The following is a 21,573-nucleotide window of genomic DNA, read 5'->3' on the forward strand; positions in this document are numbered from 1 at the left end:
GGGGAACGCGGCGGGGCCTGGAATCCGGGTTCCCGTGAGCCACCGGCTCATGCCTGCCCGGATCGGATTTCTCCGGGCGCCGGTCTCAGTGGGTGCCGCCCGGCTCCAGCACGAACACCGGGATCTCCCGGTCGGTCTTCTCCTGGTAGTCGGCGTACGACGGATACGCGGCCACCGCCCGCTCCCACCACGCGGCCTTCTCCTCGCCGGTGACCTCACGGGCCGTCATGTCCTGCTTGGCCGGACCGTCCTGCAGCTCGACGCGGGGATCGGCCCGGATGTTGAAGTACCAGACCGGGTGCTTGGGCGCGCCGCCCTGGGAGGCGACGACGGCGTAGCGGCCCTCGTGCTCGACGCGCATCAGCGGGGTCTTGCGGATCTTGCCGCTCTTGGCGCCCACCGTCGTCAGCAGGATGACGGGCAGGCCCGTGTCCTGGAGCGTCGTGCCCTTGGTGCCGCCGGAGCTCTCGTACAGCTCCACCTGGTCGCGCACCCACTGGCTCGGGCTCGGTTCGTACTCGCCCTGAAGAGGCATGTCATCCGTCCCATCTCGCGTACTGCGGCTGCCCCGCACCGGGTGGCAACGCCGGTCCGGGCGGGCTTCCTCCCTACCGTATTCCCCGAATGATCACGGTGACCGCGTTCCGCCGCGGGTCTGGCGTGTCCGCGTCGCACGCGGCGGGATCCGGCTGCCGGACGGGCACCGCAACGGCACGTTCACGCCAGCCGGCCCCGCGCGTCACGACCGCACCACCATCCGGACGGCCAGCGCCACGATCACCGCGCTCGACCCGAGCGCCGTCACCAGCCGCCCCCGCCGACCCGTCAGGGCCCGCCCGAGCAGCGCGCCGCTCCCCGCGAGCAGCAGTTGCCAGCTCGCTGACGCGACGAAGGCAGCCACCACGAACACCCCTTGTTCCAGAGGCTGTTCGGTGCCCTGCGTGCGGGAGCCGAGGACGAGGGCGGCGAAGTAGACCACGGTGGCCGGGTTGAGGAGAGTGACCCCGAGCAGGGTGAGGAAGGCCCGCGCCGGGCTCGGCGGGTCCGGGGCGGCGCGGGTGGCGGGGCGGCCGGCGCGGTGCTGCCGTACGGCGGTGACCGTGCCGCGTGCCGCCAGCGCGAGCAGGACGAGGGCGGACGCCCAGCGCAGCGGGGTCAGCACCGGGCGCAGCGCCCCGGAGAGGGCGGCGCCGCCGACCGTGGCCAGCAGGGCGAAGACGCCGTCGGCGGTCGCGACCCCGAGCGCGGCCGAGGCACCGGTCCGCAGCGACGTACGGGCGGTGAGGGAGACCAGGTAGGCCGCGACCGCGCCGACGGGCACGGCGATGCCGTAGCCCGCGAGCAGCCCCGCGACGAGCGGGGCGGTCATGACCGCGCGGAACCGGGCCCTCCGGGACGGCCGGGCCGCTGTCGGCCGCGCACCGCGAGGGTGGCGGAGGCCGGCGGCAGCGGGACATCGATCGTGGGCATGGCGCGATCCTGGCGGCGGCGCCCCCGCACCGGCAACCGAATTACGGCCCGGAACCGACGGCCCCGGCCGCCAGGTTCGGCCAGATCGGGCGTGTCCCCGATCTGGCCGAACTTCCCATGGCCCCATAGATGCCTGGGGCATCTAATGAAGATCGGTACGACGCACTCTTCTGTCTGCGAGGTCTTCCATGACGGAACTGACGGAACTGACGGGCCCCACCCGAACCGTCGCCTTCCCGCAGGACCGCACCTGTCCCTACCACCCGCCCACCGGCTACGACCCCCTGCGCGCCGAACGCCCACTGGCCCGCGTCACCCTCTACGACGGCCGCCCGGCCTGGCTGGTGACCGGACACGCCGCCGCCCGCGCGCTCCTCGCCGACCAGCGCCTCTCCACCGAGCGCAACCACCCCGACTTCCCCGCCGTCACCGCGCGCTTCGCGGGGCTGCGCAACCGGACGACCGCGCTGCTCGGCGTCGACGACCCCAGACACCGCACCCAGCGGCGCATGCTGATCCCCGGCTTCACCCTGCGCCGCGCCGCGGAGCTGCGCCCGAGCATCCAGCGCATCGTCGACGAACGGCTCGACGCGATGATCGCCCAGGGCCCGACCGCCGACCTCGTCTCCGCCTTCGCCCTCCCGGTGCCCTCGATGGTGATCTGCGCGCTGCTCGGCGTGCCCTACGCCGACCACGAGTTCTTCGAGGCGCGGTCACGACGGCTGCTGCGCGGCCCGAGGCCGGAGGACTCCCAGGCCGCGCGCGACGAACTCGACCTCTATCTGGGCGAGTTGCTCGATCGCAAGCTCGCCGAGCCCGGCGAGGGACTCCTCGACGACCTGGTCCGCGAGCAGCTGCGCACCGGCGAGGTGGACCGCGAGGAAGCGATCGCGCTGGGGCTGATCCTGCTGATCGCGGGACACGAGACGACCGCCAACATGATCTCGCTGGGCACCTTCACCCTGCTGCGGAACCCCGAACGGCTCGCCGAACTGCGGGCGGATCCGGGCCTGTTGCCGGACGCGGTGGAGGAACTCATGCGCATGCTGTCGATCGCGGACGGTCTGCTGCGGCTGGCCAAGGAGGACATCGAACTGGACGGCACGACCATCCGGGCGGGCGACGGCGTGCTCTTCTCGACCTCGGTCATCAACCGCGACGAGGACGTCTACGCCGCCCCCGACAGCCTCGACTGGCACCGGCCCACCCGCCACCACGTCGCGTTCGGCTTCGGCATCCACCAGTGCCTCGGCCAGAACCTGGCCCGCGCCGAGCTGGAGATCGCCCTGCGCACCCTCCTCGATCGGCTCCCCACGCTCGCCCTGGCCGCCCCGGCCGACGAGATCCCCTTCAAACCCGGCGACACGATCCAGGGGATGCTGGAACTCCCCGTGACCTGGTAAGAGGCTGCGGTCCATGCACACCGAAATCACCATCGACAAGGACCTCTGCATCGGAGCCGGCCAGTGCGCCATGGCCGCCCCGGGCGTCTTCACCCAGGACGACGACGGCTACAGCACCCTGCTGCCCGGCCGTGCGGACGGCGCGGGCGATCCGATGATCCGCGAAGCGGCCCGGGCCTGCCCGGTCACCGCCATCACGGTGTCCGACACGGCGGACTGAGCCACCGGGCACGAGACCGCACCCCGATCACCGCCGACGGCGACCACAGTAGGGTTCCCGGATGACCGAACCCGCCGGGAAACCCTTCCTCTACGTCGTCGTCTGCGGTGCCGGGATCGCCGCCGGAGTCGGCGAACTCATCGCCGCCGCGCAGCGACGGGGATGGGAGGTCGGGGTCATCGCGACCCCGGTCGCCGCCTCCGGCTTCTTCGACGTCGCCGCCGTCGAGGAGCGGACCGGCCGCCCGATCCGCTCCGCCGGACGCAGCCCCGGGGACCCGCGCCCGTTCCCGCCCCCGGACGCCGTGGTCGTCGCACCCGCCACCTTCAACACCGTCAACAAGTGGGCGGCCGGCATCGCCGACACCCTCGCCCTGGGCACCCTCTGCGAGGCGTACGGGCTGGGCGTCCCCACCGTCGTACTGCCGTGCGTGGGCGAGGCGTTGGCGGCGCACCCCGCCTACCGGGGGAGTCTGGAACGGCTGCGCGGGATGGGCGTCCGGTTCGCGGACCCGTACTCCGGCGAGGTCCAACAGGACGGAAGGCGGCCGGAGTTCGCGTGGGAACGGGCGCTCGACCTGCTCGACAGCCCTCAGGAACAGCCGACCGTGGGACCCGCCAGCATGCCGCCGGTGTAGAGCGCCTGGCCCCTGGGCGTCCAGTAGCCCAGCTTCGAAACCACCGTGGAACAACGGGAGTTGAGGGTCACACGCACCCGTACGGTGTCCGGGTGCCCGGGCTGGAGGTCGGTGAGGGCGCAGTCCAGGGAGTGGTGCAGCCGGACCTTCGAGGGGTGGCGTCCGACGAGCGGATTGACGCAGCGCCGGTCGGAGGTGGTCAGCTCCGCACCCGAGCCCTCCTCGGCGATGAGCCCGAAGCGCGCGCTGCCGTCACCCCCCTCGCTCTCCCGGGAGACGGTGTACGTCAGCGTCGTCACGGAACCGGGCGCCAGCGTGGAGCGGTCGACGTCGATGCGGTGCGTGGGCCGCTGTTTCGGCGCGGTCAGGGTGAGGGTGGCGCGCACCGTGCCCGAGAGTTCGACCCCCGAGGGAACCGAGCGGACCTGGACGGCGGCCGTGACGTCGTAGGTTCCCGGACCCGGATAGTCCTGCGCACCCGGCAGCGCGCCCGAGACGACCGTTCCGTCGGTGCGCCGCGCGGTCCAGCCGCCCGAGGTGAGACACGTGTACGGCTCGGCCGCGCCGCGCCGCCGGCAGCTCGCCGGCGCCGAGACCGCCATGGTGGGGGTGCCGCTGCCCGCGCAGAGACTCACCGTGGCGCTCTCACCGTGGCCGCCGCGCAGAGTCCCGGCGGGCGCGCACAGGGTGGACGGCGGTTCGGCCACGGGTGCCGGTGCCGGGCCGGCCCAGGCGGGCGACACCAGGGCCAGGGGCAGGGCGACCGCCCCCAGCAGCATGCTCCGGTTCGTCGGACGTCTCGACACCTGGTTGCCTCCAGTACCACCGGTGCGACCGGCCGGGCGCCGGTCGTCTGCGCCGAGGATGCGGGAGGCCAGGGGTGCCCGGCCGCTCCCACGCCGGGTGGTCACCCCGACGCCGGAGGCCCCTCAGTGCCCCAGCGTCACCCGCAGCTCCGGCTGGAGCAGCTCCCCGTGCGCCCGTACGAGGTCGTCGCAGAGGTCCCAGATCCGTTCCACCGGCAGCGCCGCGGCCGTCGCCGGGTCGGCCATCGCCGCGTGCCGGATGTGCCGTGGATCGCCGTCCGCGGCGGCCCGTACCACCAGGTCGGTGACCGAGACGTACGCGCTGTTGAGGGCCGCGCACTGCGGGGGCAGTGCCCCGATCCGGGTCGGCTGGACGCCCAAGGCATCGACCAGGCACGGGACTTCGACGACGGAGTCGGCCGGGAGATTGTCGATGAGACCCCGGTTGGGGACGTTGCCGTAGACCGTGCGGGGGGTGCCGGTCAGCACGCTGTGGATGATCTGCGGGGCGTACTCCAGGGTGCCCTCCACCGGGAGCGGGGTCCCGGCGGCCAGCGCGTCCCGGGTCCGCCGGTAGCTCGCCGTGTTCTCCTCGACGATCCCCAGATAGGCGCCGACCGGCAGCCGCAGCCGCTCGACCTCCTCGGCGTGCGGCAGGTACCAGGGCACGTACTCGGCGGAGTGCTCGCTGGTCTCGGTGGGGTAGTGGCCCAGCCTGCGGTACATGTCGACCCGGACCCGCCGCAGCAGTCCGGGGTCCTTCTCGATCGCCTCGTGACAGTCTCCTGTTGTAGACGACGGCCAGCGAGTCGAGGACGGCGGGTGCGGCCCGCACCCGGCCGTTGACGGTGACCGCGTCCCGCACCGGTTTCCAGAACGCGCTCCACGGCGTCGGCCCCGAGCGCAGCGCGGACGTCAGGTCGACCACCCGTGGGCTGCGCGCCACGCTCGCCAGGTCCGAGCCGAAGACGTAGGCGACGTCCGGACAGGCGCCGGCGGCGAGCGCGGCGGTCACCTTCTGGAGCATCGCGTCGGCCAGCCGGATGGCGTCGCGGTCCTGGCGACTCTGGCCGGGCTTGGAACCTGTCCGCTACCGGCTGGGCGCACCTCTCGCGTACCGCGCCGAACGCGCGGGCACGTCCAGGATCAAAGCGCTCGCGGGCGCCACCCGTCAAGGGCGCGCACCGCATGCGTGACCTGGAGCGCGCACGAAACGTACGCTCCCCCTGGTACCGAACCCGAAGGCAGGAGCAGCGACGATGCAGTACGTGAAGCTCGGTTCGACGGGCCTGGACGTCTCCCGGATCTGTCTGGGCTGCATGACCTACGGCCTCCCGGACCGCGGCGTCCACGAGTGGACCCTCGACGAGGAGGCGTCCCGCCCGCTGATCCGGCAGGCGCTGGAGGCGGGCATCACCTTCTTCGACACCGCCAACGTCTACTCCGACGGCACCAGCGAGGAGATCGTCGGCCGGGCACTGCGTGACTACGCCCGCCGCGACGAGATCGTGCTCGCCACGAAGGTGCACGGTCGCACCCACGCCGGGCCCAACGGCGCGGGACTCTCCCGCAAGGTGATCATGGCGGAGATCGACCACAGCCTCGCCCGCCTCGGCACCGACCACGTCGACCTCTACCAGATCCACCGCCACGACCCGCACACCCCGGTCGAGGAGACGATGGAGGCGCTGCACGACCTGGTGAAGGCGGGCAAGGTCCGTTACATCGGGGCGAGTTCGATGTACGCGTGGCAGTTCGCCAAGCACCAGCACACCGCCGAGCGGGGCGGCTGGACCAAGTTCGTCTCCATGCAGAACCACTACAACCTCCTCTACCGCGAGGAGGAGCGCGAGATGCTGCCGCTCTGCGCGGACCAGGGCGTCGGGGTGCTGCCCTGGAGCCCGCTCGCGCGCGGTCGGCTGACCCGCGACTGGGGCACGGAGACCGACCGCAGCGCCAGCGACAACTTCGGCAGCCGTCTCTACTCGGAGGCCGACCGGACCATCGTCGAGGCCGTCACCCGGATCGCCGGCGAGCGGGGCGTCCCGCGCGCCCAGGTCGCGCTCGCCTGGCTGCTGCACCAGGACTCGGTGGCCGCGCCGATCGTGGGCGCGGCCAAGCCCCGGCACATCGAGGACGCCGTGGCCGCCGTCGAACTGGAGCTGACCGCCCAGGAGATCGAGGCGCTGGAGCGTCCCTACACCCCGCACGCGATCAGCGGCCACTCCTGACGGCCCATCAGTTTCCCCTTTGATGACAAGTCAGCTCGAACCGTGCGGTGCGAATCCCGCTCCGCACGGCCCCACTTGGTGCGGACTCCGCCTGTCCATGGCCTCATTCGGGGCCCCGTGCTCCCTCTTCTCGCCGCGCCGGGCCCGGCCGCGTCCCGCCGCCTCCGGTTGTGCCCGGCCGTTCCCCCGCGACCAGGTGTTCCGCGGTCCCCGGACGATTCCGCCTGGCGCGTACCAGCGGGTACGGCCCGTGAAGTCCTCACTCCTCCGCTGTGCCCGCCTATTGGTTTCGCGCACATCCCGCACGGTGGCGGTGTGTGTTCGCCCACTTCGGAGACGAACCCCCGCCGCCCGGTAATGGCCCCCGCCTCTCGGAGATGACCTGCGGAGATCGCGCGAAGCGCACGGCCTCCGTCGGCCTTGTCGCGCGCTCTGCGGGACCCGGCCAATGGTTCTGGCAAATGCCGTCTCGATAGGACGGCATTCCCGCGTCGGCGCCTATTGACGTCGTGTCGATTTACCGGGGCGGAGACCCGGCGCGCAAAACCGGGGCACACCTTGTTCCGCCTCGCTGACCTGTGCAAAGGTGTGCCCTGTCGGCGCGCAGACAAGGGATGTTCGTCCTCTGCGCGCACGAGGCCGATCCCGTACGCTACGCCACCCCCCATGCTTCAAAAGTCTTTCCCCAGGCGGACGTTCGAGATGCCGAATCTCGTACGGGTGGGCCCGGTCCCTCGCTGACCGGACCGCATACCCGTTGGTATGGACTATTTACCGTGTTTTCCCTGGAGGAATGCAGCCGTGAAGGACGCAGGTCTGTCGAATTCCCCAACCCCGGTGCACCCGTTCGACGTGACCGACGAACAACTGAGTACCGAGCTGAAGAACTGGACGGGGTCGACGCCCGCGCTGCAACCCGTCGGTGAACTGCTGGACCGGCACTGGGAAGCGGCCTACGCCTACGCCCGGCTGTGCACCGACGGACCGCATCCGGCGGGGATGCTCACCACGGCGGCCTTCACCCGGCTCTTCGGGGAATCCCTGCGCCAGGGCGGCCCCAGCTCCGCCTGGCGGCCCCAACTCCTCGTCACCGCGCGCCGCATCGCCGCCGAGTGGGACACCGACCACCGGCAGGAGATGCTCCACCCCGACCTGCGTTCCGGGGGCCGCGACGGCGACCGGGCCGCGGCCCGCATGCTGCCGCCGCCCGAACGGCGCCTGCTGTCAAGGGCGTTCCAGCGGCTGCCGCAGACCGGACGCACCCTGCTCTGGCACATCGAGGTCGAGTCCGAGCCCCTCGCGACCCCCGCCGGTCTCCTCGGTCTCGACGTGGACGGCGCGCGCGCCGAACTGGACCGGGCCCGTGGACGGTTGCGCGAGGAGTGCGTCCAGGCCCACCGTGAGCTGGCCTCCGACGAGGAGTGCCACCGCTACATCCGGCTCCTGGACGTGACCTACCGGCGCGGCGGACACGACGTCGACCCCGACCTCGCCCAGCACCTGACCGGATGCAAGCACTGCCGGTACACCGCCGACCAGTTGAACCAGTTCAACGGGCGGCTCGGCACGGCGCTGGCCGAAGCCGTGCTGGGCTGGGGCGCACACGCCTACCTGGAGATCAGGGCGGGCAGCGGCCTGCCCGCGGAACCGGCCCCGACCTCGGCCGAGTTCGTGGTGCTCTCCGGCCCGGGCCGCGGTGAGCGCCGCTCGGCCCACCGGGCGGCCCGCCGGGTCCGCCGCCGCAACCTCGCCGCGGCCGTCCTGACCGCGAGCGCACTCGTCGTCGTCCCGCTCATCCTGTGGGCGGTGCTCGGCTCCGGCGACGGATCGTCGTCGAGCGCCGCCGGACACACCTCCGGCGCGTCCGGCAGCGGCAGGTCGACGGCAGGGCCGTCCTGGGCCGGGGCCGGCGACAGCACGCAGGGCACGCTCAGCGGCCGGCTGCACAACGTCCAGTCCGGTCTGTGTATCGGCGTCGTGGGCAAGAAGCCCGTCAAGGGCGCGGAGGCCGAGTTGCAGACCTGCTCCTCGGCGGCCGGCCAGCAGTGGGCGTACGACACCGACGGACAGCTGCGCCGCGCCGCCGACCCCAACCTCTGCCTCGACTCCCACCTCGGCTACTCGGTCCAACTGGCGCCGTGCACCGGCACGTCGGCGGCCGGCACCAAGAGCGTCCGCTACGACTTCACCCTGCAGGGCGTCCTCGTACCGCGCTGGAACCAGGACCTGGCGCTGGCCCCCGCCTCCACCTCCGGCGGCGGCGCACTCGTCCTCAAGACCCGGGCGGACAGCTCGACCCAACGCTGGGTCTTCGACACCTCCAAGACCGACCCCCAGATGCAGGTGGTCAACTGGGACGCCGACACCGCCGGGTCACCGGCCCCCTCGGTGACCCCCACCCCGAAGACCGCCAAGAAGCCCTCGCCCGCGCCGAGTTCGACCCCGCCCCCGTCGGCGGCGGCCTCGCAGCCGGCCCCGGCGGCCTCGGTCCCGGCCGGCGACCCCTGCGCCGCCAACCCGTACTTCTGCTACGGCAACGGACAGGACGGCCAGAACGGCGGTTCCGGGTACGGCGGTTCCGGGTACGGAGGCTACGGCTACGGGGGTTACGGCTACGGGGGTTACGGAGCCGGCTACGGACCCCGCGACCACTGACAACTGGACCTCAGTGAACGGGAGTCGGGCCCGGACCGGGACCGCGGCCCGGTCCCGCGTCGCCCGGACCGCGGCCCGGCGGCGGGGGAGGGGGCAGCGTCGAGAGGTCCGGCGCCGCCTCCGGCCACACCAGGAGGACCGGGCACGGGGCATGATCGACCGCGAAGCGCCCGGCCCGCCCCAGACTGTGCGGGCCGAGCCGGGCCCGGTCGCCGTCCCGTGCCAGCACCAGCAGATCGGCGTCGCCGGCGGCCGCCACCACTTCGTGCTCGACCCGCCCGGTCCGCTCCAGCCGGGTGCACGGCCGTCCCAGCCGTTCGGCCGCCGCGTCCAGCAGGGCCGCCGCCGACGCGCCGCCCAGATCGGCGAGAAGGGTCCCCGGATCGCGTTCCGCCCGGCCCCGGCCCAGCAGCCCGGCGAAGGCGCCGCGCGCGACACCGGGCACGTCCGGCTCGCTGACGTGCAGCAGCACGACCTCCGCCCCCTCCGGGGCGTGCCCGCGCACGGCGTCCACACACGCGGGCCAGGTGCCCTCCACCAGCCAGGCGATCACACGCATCGGTGGGCCTCCCCAGGCGTCAGAGAACGTGCAGTGATCCCCACAGTGCCACCACGGCGGGGACCAGCGCGATCGGTACGGCGTAGAGCCCCAGCCGGGTGAACTCCCAGAGGTCCACGTCATGTTCGTGCTGCCGCACGATCCGCCGCCACAGCAGCGTCGCGAGCGATCCCGCGTAGGTCAGGTTCGGGCCGATGTTCACCCCGAGCAGCACGGCGAGCACCGCCCCCGGCCCGGCCGCGGCCGTCAGCGGCAGCAATACCAGCACGGCCGGCAGGTTGTTGATCAGATTCGCCAGTACGGCGGCGAGCACGGCGGTCCCGAGCAGTGCCGGCAGGCCCGTGCCACCGGGCAGCAGGTGCCCGAGCGCGTCGGAGAGACCGTTGTCCACGACCGCCCGCACCACGATGCCCAGCGCCAGCACGAACGCCAGGAACGCGGGCGCCGCCGCCCGCACCACCGTCACGGGGGTGGCCTTGCCGCGCACCAGGGCGCGGACGGCCAGCACCAGGGCACCCGCCAGCGCGGCCCACGCCGGTTCGATGCCCACCGCCGAGGTCAGGACGAACCCGGCCAGCGTGCCGGCCACGGTGACCAGCGCGAACAGCGGCAGTTCCGGCGCGTCGGCAGGGCCGGGCGAGGGCGCGGCAGCCGCCAGGTCGGTGGCGAAGAAGCGCCGGAACACCCCGTACTCGGCGCCGATCGCGACCAGCCAGGGCAGCGCCATCAGCGCGGCGAACCGGGTGAAGCTGAGCCCGCTCGCCGCGAACGCCAGCAGGTTCGTCAGATTGGAGACCGGCAACAGCAGCGAGGCGGTGTTCGACAGGTGGGTGCACGCGTACACATGCGGCTTGGGGCGTACGCCCATCCGGGAGGCCGTCGCGAACACCACCGGGGTCAGCAGCACGATGGTCGCGTCCAGGCTGAGCACGGCCGTGATGACCGAGGCCAGCGCGAACACGGCCGTCAACAGCCGCCCGGGGCCGCCCGCCGCCCAGCGGGCCATCCACGCCCCGCACGCCGTGAAGAGCCCCTCGACGTCGCAGAAGTGGGCGAGCACCAGCACGGCGGCGAGGAAACCCACCACCGGCCCGAGCTGCTCCGCCTCCGCCCGGGCGTGGTCGAGCGAGATCGCCCCGGTGACTACGGCGATGCCGGCGGCCGGGACCGCCATGGCCGCCTCGGGCCAGCCGAAGGGACGGACCACGGCCCACACGAGCACGGCGGCGAGCAGGACGACGGACAGGGTCTCGGCGAGGGCGGTGTTCAGGGGTCGGTCCTCCGGGACGCGGTCGGTGGTGCCCGCCCATCCAACCAGGCGGGGGTGAACGAGCCCAGGTCAGGCGCCCGTGCCGGCGGCGAACACGGTCAGGAACACCGAGGAGGAGTTGCCCGAGACGGGCACCGCGCCCCCCGTCCACCTGACCTTCAGCGGGTCCCGCTCGTCGGGCGGGGTGATCACCAGCGACGCGGGGGTCGCCGTCTTCGCCCCGCTGACGCCGGGGTTGGAGAACGTCAGCCCCGCCCAGGCGCTGCGCCCCGGTTTCAGGGTGACCGTGGCGGGAGTGCCGGACTCCCGGCGCGGGTCGGGACCCAGCTGCTTGCCGGACGCGTCGACGAAGGCGGCGCCGGGGAATCCGCGCAGGGTGCAGGTACGGCCGGAGGTGTTGGTGAGGACGAGCGGGAAGTTCTCCTGGCCGGCCCCCGGATCGTCACGGCCCACGGAGGCGCGCAGTGCGGAGGTGTGGCACCGGCCGCCGGTGGCCGTACCGGAGCCCGTGGCGGACTTCGAGGTGACCGGGGTGGTGGTGGTGGTGGCGCTCGCCGGGGCGCTCCGCGGCCCGGAGGCGCCGGTCGTGAAGGACTCCTGTCGCGCGGCGCTCGGGGCGCGCGGGGCGCGCGGGGCGTTCGATGGACCGCTGTCGTTTCCACAGGCGGTCAGCAGGCCCAGCACGGCGACCGCGCTCGCCAGCAGGGCCGTCCGGTGCGGGGACTGGGACGTGTTCGTCATGTCCGACACTCCTGATCTCACCGCCGGCCGTAGGTGTACGACGCCTCGTGCGCCGTGACGGGAGTCCGCTGCGCGTCCGGCGGGAACCGTGCACGGAACTCCGGTGACTCTTCCCGTACGAGGGTCAGGTGACCCGCGGGGAGCGGAGTATGCGGGAGCGGGAGGCGCCCGGCGGGGCGGGCCCGGCCGACCTTCGCGCCCTGAGGCGCTCACTCGTCGCCGAGCAGGGTGATCTCCGCCCAGATCGTCTTGCCGTCGGCGGTGTGCCGGCTGCCCCAGCGCTGGGTCAGCTGGGCGACCAGCAGCAGCCCCCGGCCGCCTTCGTCCCAGGTCTTCGCGCGGCGCAGATGGGGCGCGGTGTGGCTGGTGTCGGACACCTCGCAGGTCAGCGTGGCGGTGTCGTGGATGAGCCGGAGCCGGATGGGGTGCGCGCCGTAGCGGATGGCGTTGGTGACCAACTCGCTCACGACGAGTTCGGCCGTGAACGTGGCTTCGCTCAGTCCCCAGGTGTCGAGCTGTTCGATGACCTGTTTGCGGATCGGGGCGACCAGCGCCGGGTCGCCGGGGATGTCCCAGGTCGACACCCGGGAGGCCGGCAGCCCCTGGGTGCGGGCCAGCAGCAGCGCCACGTCGTCGGTGGCGCCGCCGTGCGGGAGCAGGGTGTGCAGGATCCGGTCGCAGGTCTCGTCGAGCGAGTCGGAGGAGGTGAACAGGGCGTCGAACAACAGGCGTTGACCGGTGTCCGTGTCCCGTGCGCGGCTCTGCACCAGCCCGTCGGTGTAGAGCGCGAGCACGGTGCCCTCGGGCAGCTCCAGCTCGACCGACTCGAAGGGCAGCCCGCCCAGGCCGAGCGGCGGCCCCGCGGGCAGCTCGATCTGCTCGGGCGGGCCGCCGGGCCGGACCATGGCGGGCGGCGGATGTCCGGCGCGGGCCATCGCGCAGCGCCGTGACACCGGGTCGTAGACCGCGTAGAGGCAGGTCGCGCCGACCTCGCCCGGGCTGCCCTCGCCGTCGGCCTCGGTGGAGAGCCGTACGACGAGGTCGTCGAGGTGGGTCAGGAGCTCTTCCGGGGCGAGGTCGATGTCGGCGAGGGTGCGGACGGCCGTACGCAGGCGGCCCATGGTCGCGGAGGCCTGGATGCCGTGGCCGACGACATCGCCGACGACCATGGCGACCCGCATCCCGGAGAGCGGGATCACGTCGAACCAGTCGCCGCCGACCCCGGCCCGGGCCGCCGGCAGATAGCGCGAGGCGGCCTCCAGGGCGGCGGTGCTCGGCAGTCTGAGGGGCAGGAGGCTGCGCTGGAGGGCGAGGGCGGTCTCGCGCTCGCGGGAGAAGCGGCGGGCGTTGTCGATGCAGACGGCGGCGCGGGTGGTGATCTCCTCGGCGAGCAGCTTGTCGTCGTCGGTGAAAGGGTCCGGTCGCCGGTAGCGGGCCAGGACCGCGACGCCGAGGGTGAGACCGCGGGCCTGGATCGGCACGGACATCGAGGAGTGGATGCCGAGCTCCTTGACCTGCCGGTAGCGCTCCGGGTCCCAGGACAGCCACTGCCGGAGGGCGTCGCCGGAGACGACGAGGGTGCGGCCGGCCACCATCGCGTCGGCCTGCGGCGACTCGGTGGGGTACAGCTCCGGCTGGCCGGGCCTGGTCACGGCCTTGGGGCTGTCCGGCCGCACCGAGCGGTGGGCGGCCCGGCGCAGCCGGAGCGGGGCGGTGAGCGCCGAGGGGGGTTCGCCGCCGTGCTCCGGCGGGTCGAGCAGGTCGATGCTCACGAAGTCGGCGAGGGCGGGCACGCACACGTCCGCCAGCTCCTGGGCCGTCCGGGTGACGTCGAGGGTGCTGCCGATGCGTACGCTCGCCTCGTTGACGAGTTGGAGCCGCTCGCGGGCAAGGTGGTTCTCGGTGAAGTCGTGGGCGGCGAGACAGACGCCCCGCACCCGCCCCTCGGCATCGTTGACGGGGGCCAGCCGGACGAGCCAGGCGTGCGCCCGGTCCTCGCCGCCGGTCCGCATGTACGTCTGGACGTCCCGCGCGGTACCGGTGGTGAGGACCCGGAGCATCTCCAGTTCCAGTTGCACGCTCTCCGGCTTGCCGCCGATCTCGGGAAGCCGCAGCCCGCGGACCCGGTCCTCGGGGACTCCGATCACGTCGGCCATCGCGTCGTTGACCTGGCGCAGCCGCAGCTGTTCGTCGTAGACCGCGACGGCACAGGGCGACTGGGTCAGCGCGGCGGTCTCGAGGGGGTCCTCCGCGGCGGCCGGGGAGCCGCCCGTCAGCGGGGTCACGAGGAGCCAGCCGCCGGTGCCGCCTTGCCGGGGGCCGTCGCGGTGGGCGAGCAGCCACACGGTCAGGGCCCGGCCGTCGCGGTGGCGAAGGGTGAGCGTGCCGTCCCAGCGCGACCCGGCCGGCACCGGCGGTCGCCCGGCGTCGGCGTCGGCCAGCAGCCGGGCGGCGGGGCGGCCCACGACGTCGGCGGCGGTGTGGCCCAGCAGCCGCCGGGCACCTTCGTTCCACTCGACCAGCGTGCCGTCGGGGCCGATGACGGCGCGCGCCGTCCCGGCATCGTCGAACGGGTAGACCGGGCTCATCGGCGCCACTCCATCGCACGCACACACTCACGGTGAACAGCACGTCACTTGCGTTCCAGCCTATGGCCTGTCGTTTGGATCAGGTGGCAGACGGGTGCGGTGCCGTGTCGGTTTGGCTGAGCGGGGGTGCGGTGCGGGCGGCCGCCGCGAGGCGACGGGCGTCCTCGTGCGCGGGCGGGGCCGGGCGTGGGGGAGCCGGTGAGTGACGACATCCCTCGCCGCCGACGGCCGTTCGCCGCGCTCCGTGACCGCCGACGTCGTCGACGCCCGTGGCGTGGTGATGCCCGACGCCGAGTGCCTGGGCCTGACGGCCTCCGAGGTGTACGGCGGCTCCCTGGCCGGGCGGACAACCGGCCAGGGGCCGGGTCGGCGGCCCAACTAGGGCTCGCGCTCGGCGAGTTCCCTCTGTCGTCTGTGCGCGGTCAGGGTGTGGAGTTCGGCCTGGCCGAGCGGCCGGCGCACCTCGACGTACTCGCCGTGCGGCAGGCGCCTGATGACACCGGTCTCCCGGCCGTGCGCGACGAGTTCGCTGTCCCGGAGCTGGAGGCCGAGGCAGATACGGCGGGTGGCGACCGCGACGACGGCCGGGACGACGAAGACGCCGACCCGGACCAGCCAGGTCACGGTGTTGATCGACAGGTGGAGGCGGGTGGCCACGATGTCGTTCCCGCCGCCCGCCAGCAGGACCAGGTAGAGGCTGATCCAGGCCGCCCCGATCGCCGTGCGGCCGGGGCGGTTGCGGGGGCGGTCCAGCAGATGGTGTTCGCGCTTGTCACCCGTGAGCCACGCCTCCAGGAACGGGTACCCGCCGATGAGGACCAGCAGCAGCGGGAAGACCACGACCGGGATCAGCACGCCGAGCACCAGGGTGTGGCCCGCCACCGTGACCTCCCAGCCGGGCATCACCCGGACCAGTCCCTCCGCGAAGCCCAGGTACCAGTCCGGCTGGGCGCCCGTGGAGACCTGGTCGGCGCGGTAAGGGCCGTACAGCCAGACGGGGTTGACGCTCGCCACCGCCGCGAGCACGGTGAGGAGGCCGAAGACGAGGAAGAAGAAGCCGCCCGCCTTCGCCAGGTACACCGGCATGAACGGGGCGCCCACCACGTTGCGTTCGGTGCGGCCGGGACCCGCGACCTGGGTGTGTTTGTGGAACACCACCAGCAGGAGGTGCACCACGACCAGCGCGGCCATCACACCCGGGATCAGCAGGACGTGCAGCGCGTAGAAGCGGGAGACGATGTCGTGGCCCGGATACTCCCCGCCGAAGAGCCACATGGACAGGTACGTCCCCACCACCGGCACCGACAGCAGGGCCCCGTCGACGAACCGCAGGCCCGTCCCGGAGAGCAGATCGTCCGGCAGCGAGTAGCCGAGGAGGCCCTCGAACAGGCCGAGGAAGAGCAGGGTCCAGCCGAACAGCCAGTTCAGTTCGCGCGGTCTGCGGAACGAGCCGGTGAAGAAGTGCCGCATCATGTGCGCCAGCATCGCGGCGACGAAGACCAGCGCGGCCCAGTGGTGCAGTTGCCGGATCAGCAGGCCGCCGCGCACGTCGAAGCTCAGGTGCAGCGTCGAGGCGTACGCGTCGGACATCCGGATGCCGTTCAGCGGGACGTAACTGCCGTGGTACGTCACCTCGTTCATCGACGGATGGAAGAACAGGGTGAGGTAGACGCCGGTGAGGACCAGCACGACGAAGCTGTACAGACAGATCTCGCCGAGCAGGAACGACCAGTGGTCCGGGAAGACCTTGCGCAGGTACCGCTTCCCGAACGCGTGCAGCCCGAGCCGGCCGTCGAACCAGTCGGCGACGCGCTCGCCCCGTCCGGCCTTCTGTGCGTCCCTCACGCCAGTCCCTCCTCGTCCCGGTGCGCGTACGGTGGTTCACGTACGGCGCCGCACAGGCGGCGATGCGTCTCACCGCCGGCGTGCGCACTACTGCGAGGGGCGGCGGGGGGCCGGATGTGACAGCGCCCGGCCGCAATGTGACGTATATCTCAGGGAGTTGGGGGCAGCGGACGGCCGGCCGCCCGCTTGGTACCGTCTCCCGGTACTTGCCACCTGGGGTTATTTACGGGTAAGTACCCGCGCGGTACTGTGAAGGCATGCCAGCTCTCAACGTGGAGTTCAGCGATCGCGAGCTAGAGGATCTGCGGCAGATCGCCAAGGAGCGCGGTACGTCGATGAAGGCCCTCGTCCGCGCGGCGGCCGCCGCCGACATCGCCCGGCACCGGGCACTTCAGGAGGGTGCGGAGGCGTTCCGCCGCTTCTTCGCCACGCACGCCGACGAGTTCGCCGCCGCCTTTCCCGACGACGAACCGGGCAGCGGCGGCGAGGGGCGGGTCGCCTGACCCATGGCCCTCGCCCCGGTGCTCCACATCGACGTGCCCTGGCTGCTCCAGCGCCATGAGGAAGTCCTGCCCGACCAGCCCACGATCAACGACTTCTCGGCGCTGGTGGCGGCCGTGGCCCGGCACCGCGTCGATCCGCCGCGCCTCGGCGTCGACTCCGACCCGGCCTGGCGGGCCGCCGCCCTGCTGCACACGCTCGCCCTGCTCAAGCCGCTGCCCTCGGCCAACGCCCGCTTCGCCTGCGCCACGGCCGTGGCGTACATGTTCGTCAGCGACGCCGGCATCGACCCGCCGTACGGCGCGCTCGTCGACCTCGCCCGCGACCTGATCGCCGGCAAGACGGACGTGTACGGCGCGGCGGACCGGCTGCGCTCCTGGCGGATCTGAGCGCACCGCCGCCGTACCGAACCTTCCCGACGAGGCGGTCGCCGCGGGCGACAACCACCGGGCGGCCCGTCTCGCCGGCCGCCTGAGCGACTCGGCGACAGGGCCGTCCGCCCACCCCTGGGCCGTCGGCGGAGGGGCGGGCGGACCGGGGCCGGTGGCCGTACCGCGCGGGAGAGCCGCCTCGCCGCGCGGGGCCTCCGAGGAAGGGCCGGTTCCAGTGGACTACGGCACCTCGCGCCACGGCAGCGTGCGGGCCGCCCCGGCGTGTGCACGGGTTTCACACGGGGCGCACGCGATCCCGGACGCCCGGAACCGCGCCGGACCGGACGCGGTGACCTTCGTGTGCGGAGCAACAACCTTGCCCCGCAACGGCGTTGACCTCGCGGTGGGTTCGACGGTGACCAACTGGCCGGGGCCGCAGAGGTCGCAGAAGGCGTAGGGGGTGAGCGTGGCGCCCGGTGCTCGGCTGCGCGCGGCTCGGGCGGCACCTCGTCGCCCGCCCGCGCGGGCGCCGGAGGCCGTGGCGGAGTGTTTCAGGACTATTAACGAGGCCGGGAAAACAGGCCATCCGGCCGGGTTGAACGATCAAGAACCCCGTCGTTGCGGGGGCGAGGTCCGCGCGTTCCGTTACTTCGCGCCACTGATTCAATACGAAAGGTTACCGAAACCTGTGGGTCCGATGTGAGTTCCGGCGGCGGACTCGGCAGAGTGGCGCCCGCCGGTCCGGCACCGACCGAGCGGGACCCGGCACCCTCGAACCGAGCGGAAGGATGCACACAATGCGGAACACCGCGCGCTGGGCGGCGACCATGGGACTCACGGCCGCCGCCGTCTGCGGACCCCTGACCGGGTCCGCCCTCGCGACCCAGAGCACCCCCGCCGCGCTCTACGCACCGTCGGCCCTGGTGCTCACCGTGGGCCACGGACACGACGCCGCCACCGTCACCCCGGAACGGGCGGTGACCCTCACCTGTGCGCCCACGGCCTCCGGCACCCACCCGGCCGCGCCCCAGGCCTGTGCCGAACTACGCGCCGCCGGCGGTGACTTCGACGCCCTGCGGCCCGTGGACGGCGTGCTGTGCACCAAGCTCTACAACCCCGTCGTCGTCACCGTGGAAGGCGTCTGGCAGGGCAAGCGCGTCTCCTACGAGCGCGCCTTCGCCAACGCGTGCGTGAAGGACGTGTACGGAGGCAACGTCTTCTCCTTCTGAGGTCCCACCCCCGAAGACCGGGATCGCGCGGCCTCCGTGAGCATCAGGAAGGGCCCGTAGCTGGGGAGTGCGTGCCCCTGTCGCGGAGTAGCGCGGTCCCGCACCAGGGACCGGCCGGGCGGTGTGGGGTCGCCCGCCGGTCCCTGGCATCACCCCCGCTCCCCGGGCATCCCGGGGAGCGGGGGGAAACGTTTCAGCAGTCCCGAGGCCCGCAGCAGCCGGTGCAGGCGCGGCCCGTCGGACACGATCCGCAGCCGGCCGCCGCGCTCCCTGGCCCGTCTCTCGGCCCGGCAGAGCACCCGCAGCCCCGAACAGTCGAAGAACACGACGGAGCGCAGGTCGACCAGGACGTCGGGCTCCGGCCCCGCGGTCGCGGCGTCCAGATGCTCGACGAGGAGCCCGGCACTCGCCATGTCGATCTCGCCCGAGACCTCGACCACGGTGAACGGGGCACGTGCGTGGGTGCGGGCGTACGGATTGGCTTCCGGGGCGCGAGACCGTACGTCTGCGCACCCTCGTCCCCCGGTGACGACAGGGCGTCGTCACCGGCTTCCGGTCGGGGTCCTGTTCTCATCGGCCGCTCCACCTCGGCAGGAGGCGTATTCGATCTCGGTAGTTACCCGGCAAGGGCACCTGTCATCCCCGACACGCCGACCGCAAGATCTGGTTCACTCGACCCAGTGAATTCCCGCGAAAATGGTTGACTGAGCCGACGATCACGGCAAGGGGGAGGGGCCGCCGTCTCCCTGCGGACGGCGGCCCCTCGGGTACGAGCGGCTCTGCGGGACCGGTTCGAACCGGCCCCGGATCACATGTGGACGACCGGTGCGGCGTCCGCGGCCTGCTGCGGGACCCCGCGGCGGTAGAGCCCGAACGCGATCAGCGCGCCCGCGGCGAAGAAGCCCGCCGACCACCAGAACGCGGTGGTGTAACTCTCGATCGTGGCCCGTGCCTGGACCAGCTTGTTCGTGGCGTCCTTCCCGGCCAGGTAGTCGGTGGCGGCGCTCGCGGCCAGCGTGTTCAGCAGCGCCGTACCGATCGAACCGCCCACCTGCTGCATGGCGTTGACCGTCGCGGAGGCCACACCCGCGTCCTCGGCGGCCACTCCGCTCGTCGCCAGCTGCATGGCCGGCGGCATCACCATGCCCAGTCCCGCGCCGGTCACGATCAGCTGCGGCAGCACCGCGCTCAGGTAGTGCGAGCCGACCCCGAGGCCGCTCAGCCAGGCCATGCCGACCATGGCGATGGCGAAGCCCAGCGGAATGACCGTCTTCGGGCCGAGCCGGGGCACCAGGACCGTGGTGCCGAGCTGCGCCATGACCATCAGGGCGGCGATCATCGGCAGGAAGGCCACACCGGTCTTGGTGGGGCTGAAGCCGAGGTTCAGCTGGAGGTAGTAGGTGAGGAAGAGGAAGACACCGAACATGCCCGCGCCGGTGATCAGCACGGTGACGAACGAGGCGGCCCGGTCACGGTCGAGCAGGATGCGCAGCGGCAGCAGCGGGTGCGCGGAGCGCGTCTGCCACCAGGTGAAGCCGGCCAGCAGCAGCCCGCCCGCGATCAGGAAGCCCCAGGTCTGCGGCGAATTCCAGTCGTGGGTCTCGGCGTTGGAGAAGCCGTAGACGAGGGAGAAGAGGCCACCGGCGACCAGGACGGTGCCGGGCACGTCCAGCTTGGAGCCCGCGGCGTCGCGGTGGTTGCTGAGCAAAACCCAGCCGCCGGCGAACGCGACCACGGCGATGGCCACGTTGACGTACAGCGTCCAGCGCCAGTCGAAGGCGTCGGTCAGGACACCGCCGAGCAGCAGGCCCACCGCGCCGCCGGCACCGGCGATGGCGCCGTAGACGCTGAACGCCTTGGCGCGCTCGCGGGCGTCGGTGAAGGTGGTGTTGAGGAGGGAGAGCGCGGCGGGGGCGAGGAGCGCGCCCGCGACACCCTGTAGGGCGCGCGCGACGACCAGCATGTCGAAGCTGGTGGCGGCGCCGCCGAGCGCCGAGGCGGCGGCGAAGCCGACGACACCGCCGAGGAAGGCGGTCTTGCGGCCGAAGAGGTCGGCGATCCGGCCGCCGAGCAGGAGCAGGGAGGCGAACGCGAGGGCGTAGGCGGTGACGATCCACTGCCGGTTGCCGTCGGAGAAGCCGAGGTCGGCCTGGGCCGAGGGCAGCGCTATGTTCACGATGGTGGCGTCGAGCACCACCATCAGCTGGGCGACGGCGACGATCGCGAGGATCCACCACCGCTTGGGGGAGGCCGCGGGCGCCGCCTCCGCGACGGCGTCCGCCGCGGTGCCGTCGGGCAGGGTTTTCTGGGACATGGGGGAACCACTCCAGGGAAGTCGTTCAGGCGTTACCAAAACGTAAACGAAACGGTTTCGTACACATCAAGACTAGAGCACTCCCAGCGAAACGGCAACGTTTCGCTGGGAGGGTGGGCGGCACCCGGTGAGCCCGCGCGCCGGACGCGACGCGGGTGCCTCACGGGTGGTGATCTCACGCATACCGGGACGGTGTCTGCCGGGCGGGAACCGTCCAGGTCACGCCAGCTGTCGCCGCACCAACTCGTGCAGGCGTCCGCGCGTGTCCGCCAACAGCTCGGCCGGTGGCCCCTGTTGGGCGGCCTTGCCGTAATCCATGACGATGACGCGGTCGGCGTCCAGCACCGTGGAGAGGCGGTGCGCGATCACGACACGCGTGGCGTCGAGGGCCTTGGTGCTCTCGATCACCGTGTGCTGGGTCGCGTTGTCCAGCGCGCTGGTCGCCTCGTCGAAGAAGGGGATGTGCGCCGGCGGATCAACGCCTGCGCGATCATGAGGCGTTGGCGCTGTCCGCCGGAGACGGCCCCGCCGGCGACGATCGTGTGCGGGCCCATCGGCATCCGCGCGATGTCCACCCCGCACTGCCTCCGTACGGCGGACGGGTCCAGGGCCGCGTCATCGCACGACAGCTCCGTGTGCCGGTCCGGGGGTCGACAACTGCCCCGCTCCACCCCCAAGTCTGGGATTGCGCGTCACCGATTCACCGTTTCGCAAAGGAAGTTGGCAAACGGAA

Annotated in this window: 19 protein-coding genes and 3 pseudogenes; 9 read left to right on the forward strand and 13 right to left on the reverse strand. The window is 72.6% G+C overall.

Annotation, left to right across the window (positions count from 1 at the left end; genetic code table 11):
* Positions 1-85 precede the first annotated feature (85 nt).
* The gene (locus tag ABZT12_RS18325; protein ID WP_356384915.1) at positions 86-535 is read right to left on the reverse strand and encodes a nitroreductase family deazaflavin-dependent oxidoreductase; all 450 of its coding nucleotides are present in this window, start codon (positions 533-535) and stop codon (positions 86-88) included.
* 204 nt (positions 536-739) lie between these two features.
* Positions 740-1,369, reverse strand: a complete 630-nt coding sequence (locus ABZT12_RS18330; protein ID WP_356384918.1) for a LysE family transporter — start codon at positions 1,367-1,369, stop codon at positions 740-742.
* Between the two features lie 289 nt (positions 1,370-1,658).
* On the opposite strand from ABZT12_RS18330, the gene ABZT12_RS18335 reads away from it, so the two are divergent.
* The 3 genes from ABZT12_RS18335 (at position 1,659) to ABZT12_RS18345 (ending at position 3,730) form a co-directional block, all read left to right on the forward strand.
* On the forward strand, positions 1,659-2,873 hold the full coding sequence (locus tag ABZT12_RS18335; protein WP_356384921.1) for a cytochrome P450: 1,215 nt from the start codon (positions 1,659-1,661) through the stop codon (positions 2,871-2,873).
* Between the two features lie 13 nt (positions 2,874-2,886).
* The gene (locus ABZT12_RS18340; protein WP_356384924.1) at positions 2,887-3,093 is read left to right on the forward strand and encodes a ferredoxin; all 207 of its coding nucleotides are present in this window, start codon (positions 2,887-2,889) and stop codon (positions 3,091-3,093) included.
* Between the two features lie 61 nt (positions 3,094-3,154).
* Positions 3,155-3,730: a flavoprotein gene (locus ABZT12_RS18345; RefSeq protein ID WP_356384927.1), complete on the forward strand. Its 576-nt coding sequence runs from the start codon at positions 3,155-3,157 to the stop codon at positions 3,728-3,730.
* On the opposite strand, the gene ABZT12_RS18350 is transcribed toward ABZT12_RS18345, so the two are convergent.
* The 3 genes and pseudogenes from ABZT12_RS18350 to ABZT12_RS18360 all read right to left on the reverse strand — a co-directional run.
* A complete protein-coding gene (locus ABZT12_RS18350) occupies positions 3,685-4,509 on the reverse strand; it encodes a hypothetical protein (RefSeq protein WP_356384930.1) in 825 nt (274 codons plus the stop codon). The genes ABZT12_RS18345 and ABZT12_RS18350 overlap by 46 nt on opposite strands.
* Positions 4,510-4,659: 150 nt before the next feature.
* Positions 4,660-5,298 (reverse strand): annotated as a pseudogene (locus ABZT12_RS18355) (alpha-glucosidase/alpha-galactosidase); the annotation flags it as partial.
* A 10-nt stretch (positions 5,299-5,308) separates the two neighbouring features.
* Positions 5,309-5,575, reverse strand: a pseudogene (locus ABZT12_RS18360) (ABC transporter substrate-binding protein); the annotation flags it as partial.
* 220 nt (positions 5,576-5,795) lie between these two features.
* Between ABZT12_RS18360 and ABZT12_RS18365 the strand changes: the two are divergent.
* Together ABZT12_RS18365 and ABZT12_RS18370 are read left to right on the forward strand one after the other, a co-directional pair.
* Entirely contained in the window at positions 5,796-6,767 is a 972-nt protein-coding gene (locus ABZT12_RS18365; protein WP_356384933.1) for an aldo/keto reductase, read from the forward strand.
* Positions 6,768-7,568: 801 nt separating this feature from the next.
* Entirely contained in the window at positions 7,569-9,422 is a 1,854-nt protein-coding gene (locus ABZT12_RS18370) for a ricin-type beta-trefoil lectin domain protein (RefSeq protein WP_356384936.1), read from the forward strand.
* Positions 9,423-9,432: 10 nt separating this feature from the next.
* Here the strand turns inward: ABZT12_RS18370 and ABZT12_RS18375 are convergent, their stop codons facing one another.
* From ABZT12_RS18375 to ABZT12_RS18390, 4 genes are all read right to left on the reverse strand, one after another.
* The gene (locus tag ABZT12_RS18375; protein WP_356384939.1) at positions 9,433-9,981 is read right to left on the reverse strand and encodes a universal stress protein; all 549 of its coding nucleotides are present in this window, start codon (positions 9,979-9,981) and stop codon (positions 9,433-9,435) included.
* A 19-nt stretch (positions 9,982-10,000) separates the two neighbouring features.
* The gene (locus ABZT12_RS18380; protein ID WP_356385039.1) at positions 10,001-11,251 is read right to left on the reverse strand and encodes an arsenic transporter; all 1,251 of its coding nucleotides are present in this window, start codon (positions 11,249-11,251) and stop codon (positions 10,001-10,003) included.
* 69 nt (positions 11,252-11,320) lie between these two features.
* Positions 11,321-11,992 (reverse strand): DUF4232 domain-containing protein, encoded by a 672-nt coding sequence (locus ABZT12_RS18385; RefSeq protein ID WP_356384941.1) that lies wholly within the window; start codon positions 11,990-11,992, stop codon positions 11,321-11,323.
* Positions 11,993-12,201: 209 nt separating this feature from the next.
* The gene (locus tag ABZT12_RS18390) at positions 12,202-14,580 is read right to left on the reverse strand and encodes a SpoIIE family protein phosphatase (protein WP_356384944.1); all 2,379 of its coding nucleotides are present in this window, start codon (positions 14,578-14,580) and stop codon (positions 12,202-12,204) included.
* Between the two features lie 202 nt (positions 14,581-14,782).
* On the opposite strand from ABZT12_RS18390, the gene ABZT12_RS18395 reads away from it, so the two are divergent.
* Positions 14,783-14,962, forward strand: coding sequence for a hypothetical protein (locus ABZT12_RS18395; protein WP_356384947.1), 180 nt, complete (start codon positions 14,783-14,785; stop codon positions 14,960-14,962).
* Here ABZT12_RS18395 and ABZT12_RS18400 read toward each other — a convergent pair.
* Positions 14,959-16,425, reverse strand: a complete 1,467-nt coding sequence (locus ABZT12_RS18400; protein WP_356384950.1) for a cytochrome bc complex cytochrome b subunit — start codon at positions 16,423-16,425, stop codon at positions 14,959-14,961. The two genes, ABZT12_RS18395 and ABZT12_RS18400, sit on opposite strands and share 4 nt — an antisense overlap.
* Positions 16,426-16,682: 257 nt before the next feature.
* Between ABZT12_RS18400 and ABZT12_RS18405 the strand changes: the two genes are divergently transcribed.
* The 3 genes from ABZT12_RS18405 to ABZT12_RS18415 all read left to right on the forward strand — a co-directional run bounded on the left by ABZT12_RS18405 (position 16,683) and on the right by ABZT12_RS18415 (position 18,526).
* Entirely contained in the window at positions 16,683-16,928 is a 246-nt protein-coding gene (locus ABZT12_RS18405; RefSeq protein ID WP_356384953.1) for a hypothetical protein, read from the forward strand.
* A gap of 3 nt (positions 16,929-16,931) precedes the next feature.
* Positions 16,932-17,315: a toxin Doc gene (locus tag ABZT12_RS18410; RefSeq protein ID WP_356384956.1), complete on the forward strand. Its 384-nt coding sequence runs from the start codon at positions 16,932-16,934 to the stop codon at positions 17,313-17,315.
* Positions 17,316-18,094: 779 nt separating this feature from the next.
* The gene (locus tag ABZT12_RS18415; RefSeq protein WP_356384959.1) at positions 18,095-18,526 is read left to right on the forward strand and encodes a protease inhibitor; all 432 of its coding nucleotides are present in this window, start codon (positions 18,095-18,097) and stop codon (positions 18,524-18,526) included.
* A 149-nt stretch (positions 18,527-18,675) separates the two neighbouring features.
* Here ABZT12_RS18415 and ABZT12_RS18420 read toward each other — a convergent pair whose 3' ends face one another.
* The 3 genes and pseudogenes from ABZT12_RS18420 to ABZT12_RS18430 form a co-directional block, all read right to left on the reverse strand.
* A complete protein-coding gene (locus tag ABZT12_RS18420) occupies positions 18,676-18,966 on the reverse strand; it encodes an STAS domain-containing protein (protein ID WP_356384962.1) in 291 nt (96 codons plus the stop codon).
* 368 nt (positions 18,967-19,334) lie between these two features.
* Positions 19,335-20,840, reverse strand: coding sequence for an MFS transporter (locus ABZT12_RS18425; RefSeq protein ID WP_356384965.1), 1,506 nt, complete (start codon positions 20,838-20,840; stop codon positions 19,335-19,337).
* A 219-nt stretch (positions 20,841-21,059) separates the two neighbouring features.
* A pseudogene (locus ABZT12_RS18430) lies at positions 21,060-21,473 on the reverse strand (ATP-binding cassette domain-containing protein); the annotation flags it as partial.
* Between the last annotated feature and the right edge of the window lie 100 nt (positions 21,474-21,573).

The organism is Streptomyces sp. NPDC005423 (genome assembly GCF_040606415.1).
In the GTDB taxonomy this organism is placed as follows: Bacteria; Actinomycetota; Actinomycetes; order Streptomycetales; family Streptomycetaceae; genus Streptomyces.

What these genes read in the sequence shown, in the direction of transcription:
- ABZT12_RS18390 (WP_356384944.1), bottom strand. Translation starts at nt 14,580, where the DNA reads ATGAGCCCGGTCTACCCGTTCGACGATGCCGGGACGGCGCGCGCCGTC.
- ABZT12_RS18325 (WP_356384915.1), bottom strand. Translation starts at nt 535, where the DNA reads ATGCCTCTTCAGGGCGAGTACGAACCGAGCCCGAGCCAGTGGGTGCGC.
- ABZT12_RS18345 (WP_356384927.1), top strand. Translation starts at nt 3,155, where the DNA reads ATGACCGAACCCGCCGGGAAACCCTTCCTCTACGTCGTCGTCTGCGGT.
- ABZT12_RS18350 (WP_356384930.1), bottom strand. Translation starts at nt 4,509, where the DNA reads ATGCTGCTGGGGGCGGTCGCCCTGCCCCTGGCCCTGGTGTCGCCCGCC.
- ABZT12_RS18415 (WP_356384959.1), top strand. Translation starts at nt 18,095, where the DNA reads ATGCGGAACACCGCGCGCTGGGCGGCGACCATGGGACTCACGGCCGCC.
- ABZT12_RS18330 (WP_356384918.1), bottom strand. Translation starts at nt 1,369, where the DNA reads ATGACCGCCCCGCTCGTCGCGGGGCTGCTCGCGGGCTACGGCATCGCC.
- ABZT12_RS18340 (WP_356384924.1), top strand. Translation starts at nt 2,887, where the DNA reads ATGCACACCGAAATCACCATCGACAAGGACCTCTGCATCGGAGCCGGC.
- ABZT12_RS18405 (WP_356384953.1), top strand. Translation starts at nt 16,683, where the DNA reads ATGCCAGCTCTCAACGTGGAGTTCAGCGATCGCGAGCTAGAGGATCTG.
- ABZT12_RS18385 (WP_356384941.1), bottom strand. Translation starts at nt 11,992, where the DNA reads ATGACGAACACGTCCCAGTCCCCGCACCGGACGGCCCTGCTGGCGAGC.
- ABZT12_RS18425 (WP_356384965.1), bottom strand. Translation starts at nt 20,840, where the DNA reads ATGTCCCAGAAAACCCTGCCCGACGGCACCGCGGCGGACGCCGTCGCG.
- ABZT12_RS18335 (WP_356384921.1), top strand. Translation starts at nt 1,659, where the DNA reads ATGACGGAACTGACGGAACTGACGGGCCCCACCCGAACCGTCGCCTTC.
- ABZT12_RS18365 (WP_356384933.1), top strand. Translation starts at nt 5,796, where the DNA reads ATGCAGTACGTGAAGCTCGGTTCGACGGGCCTGGACGTCTCCCGGATC.
- ABZT12_RS18410 (WP_356384956.1), top strand. Translation starts at nt 16,932, where the DNA reads ATGGCCCTCGCCCCGGTGCTCCACATCGACGTGCCCTGGCTGCTCCAG.
- ABZT12_RS18375 (WP_356384939.1), bottom strand. Translation starts at nt 9,981, where the DNA reads ATGCGTGTGATCGCCTGGCTGGTGGAGGGCACCTGGCCCGCGTGTGTG.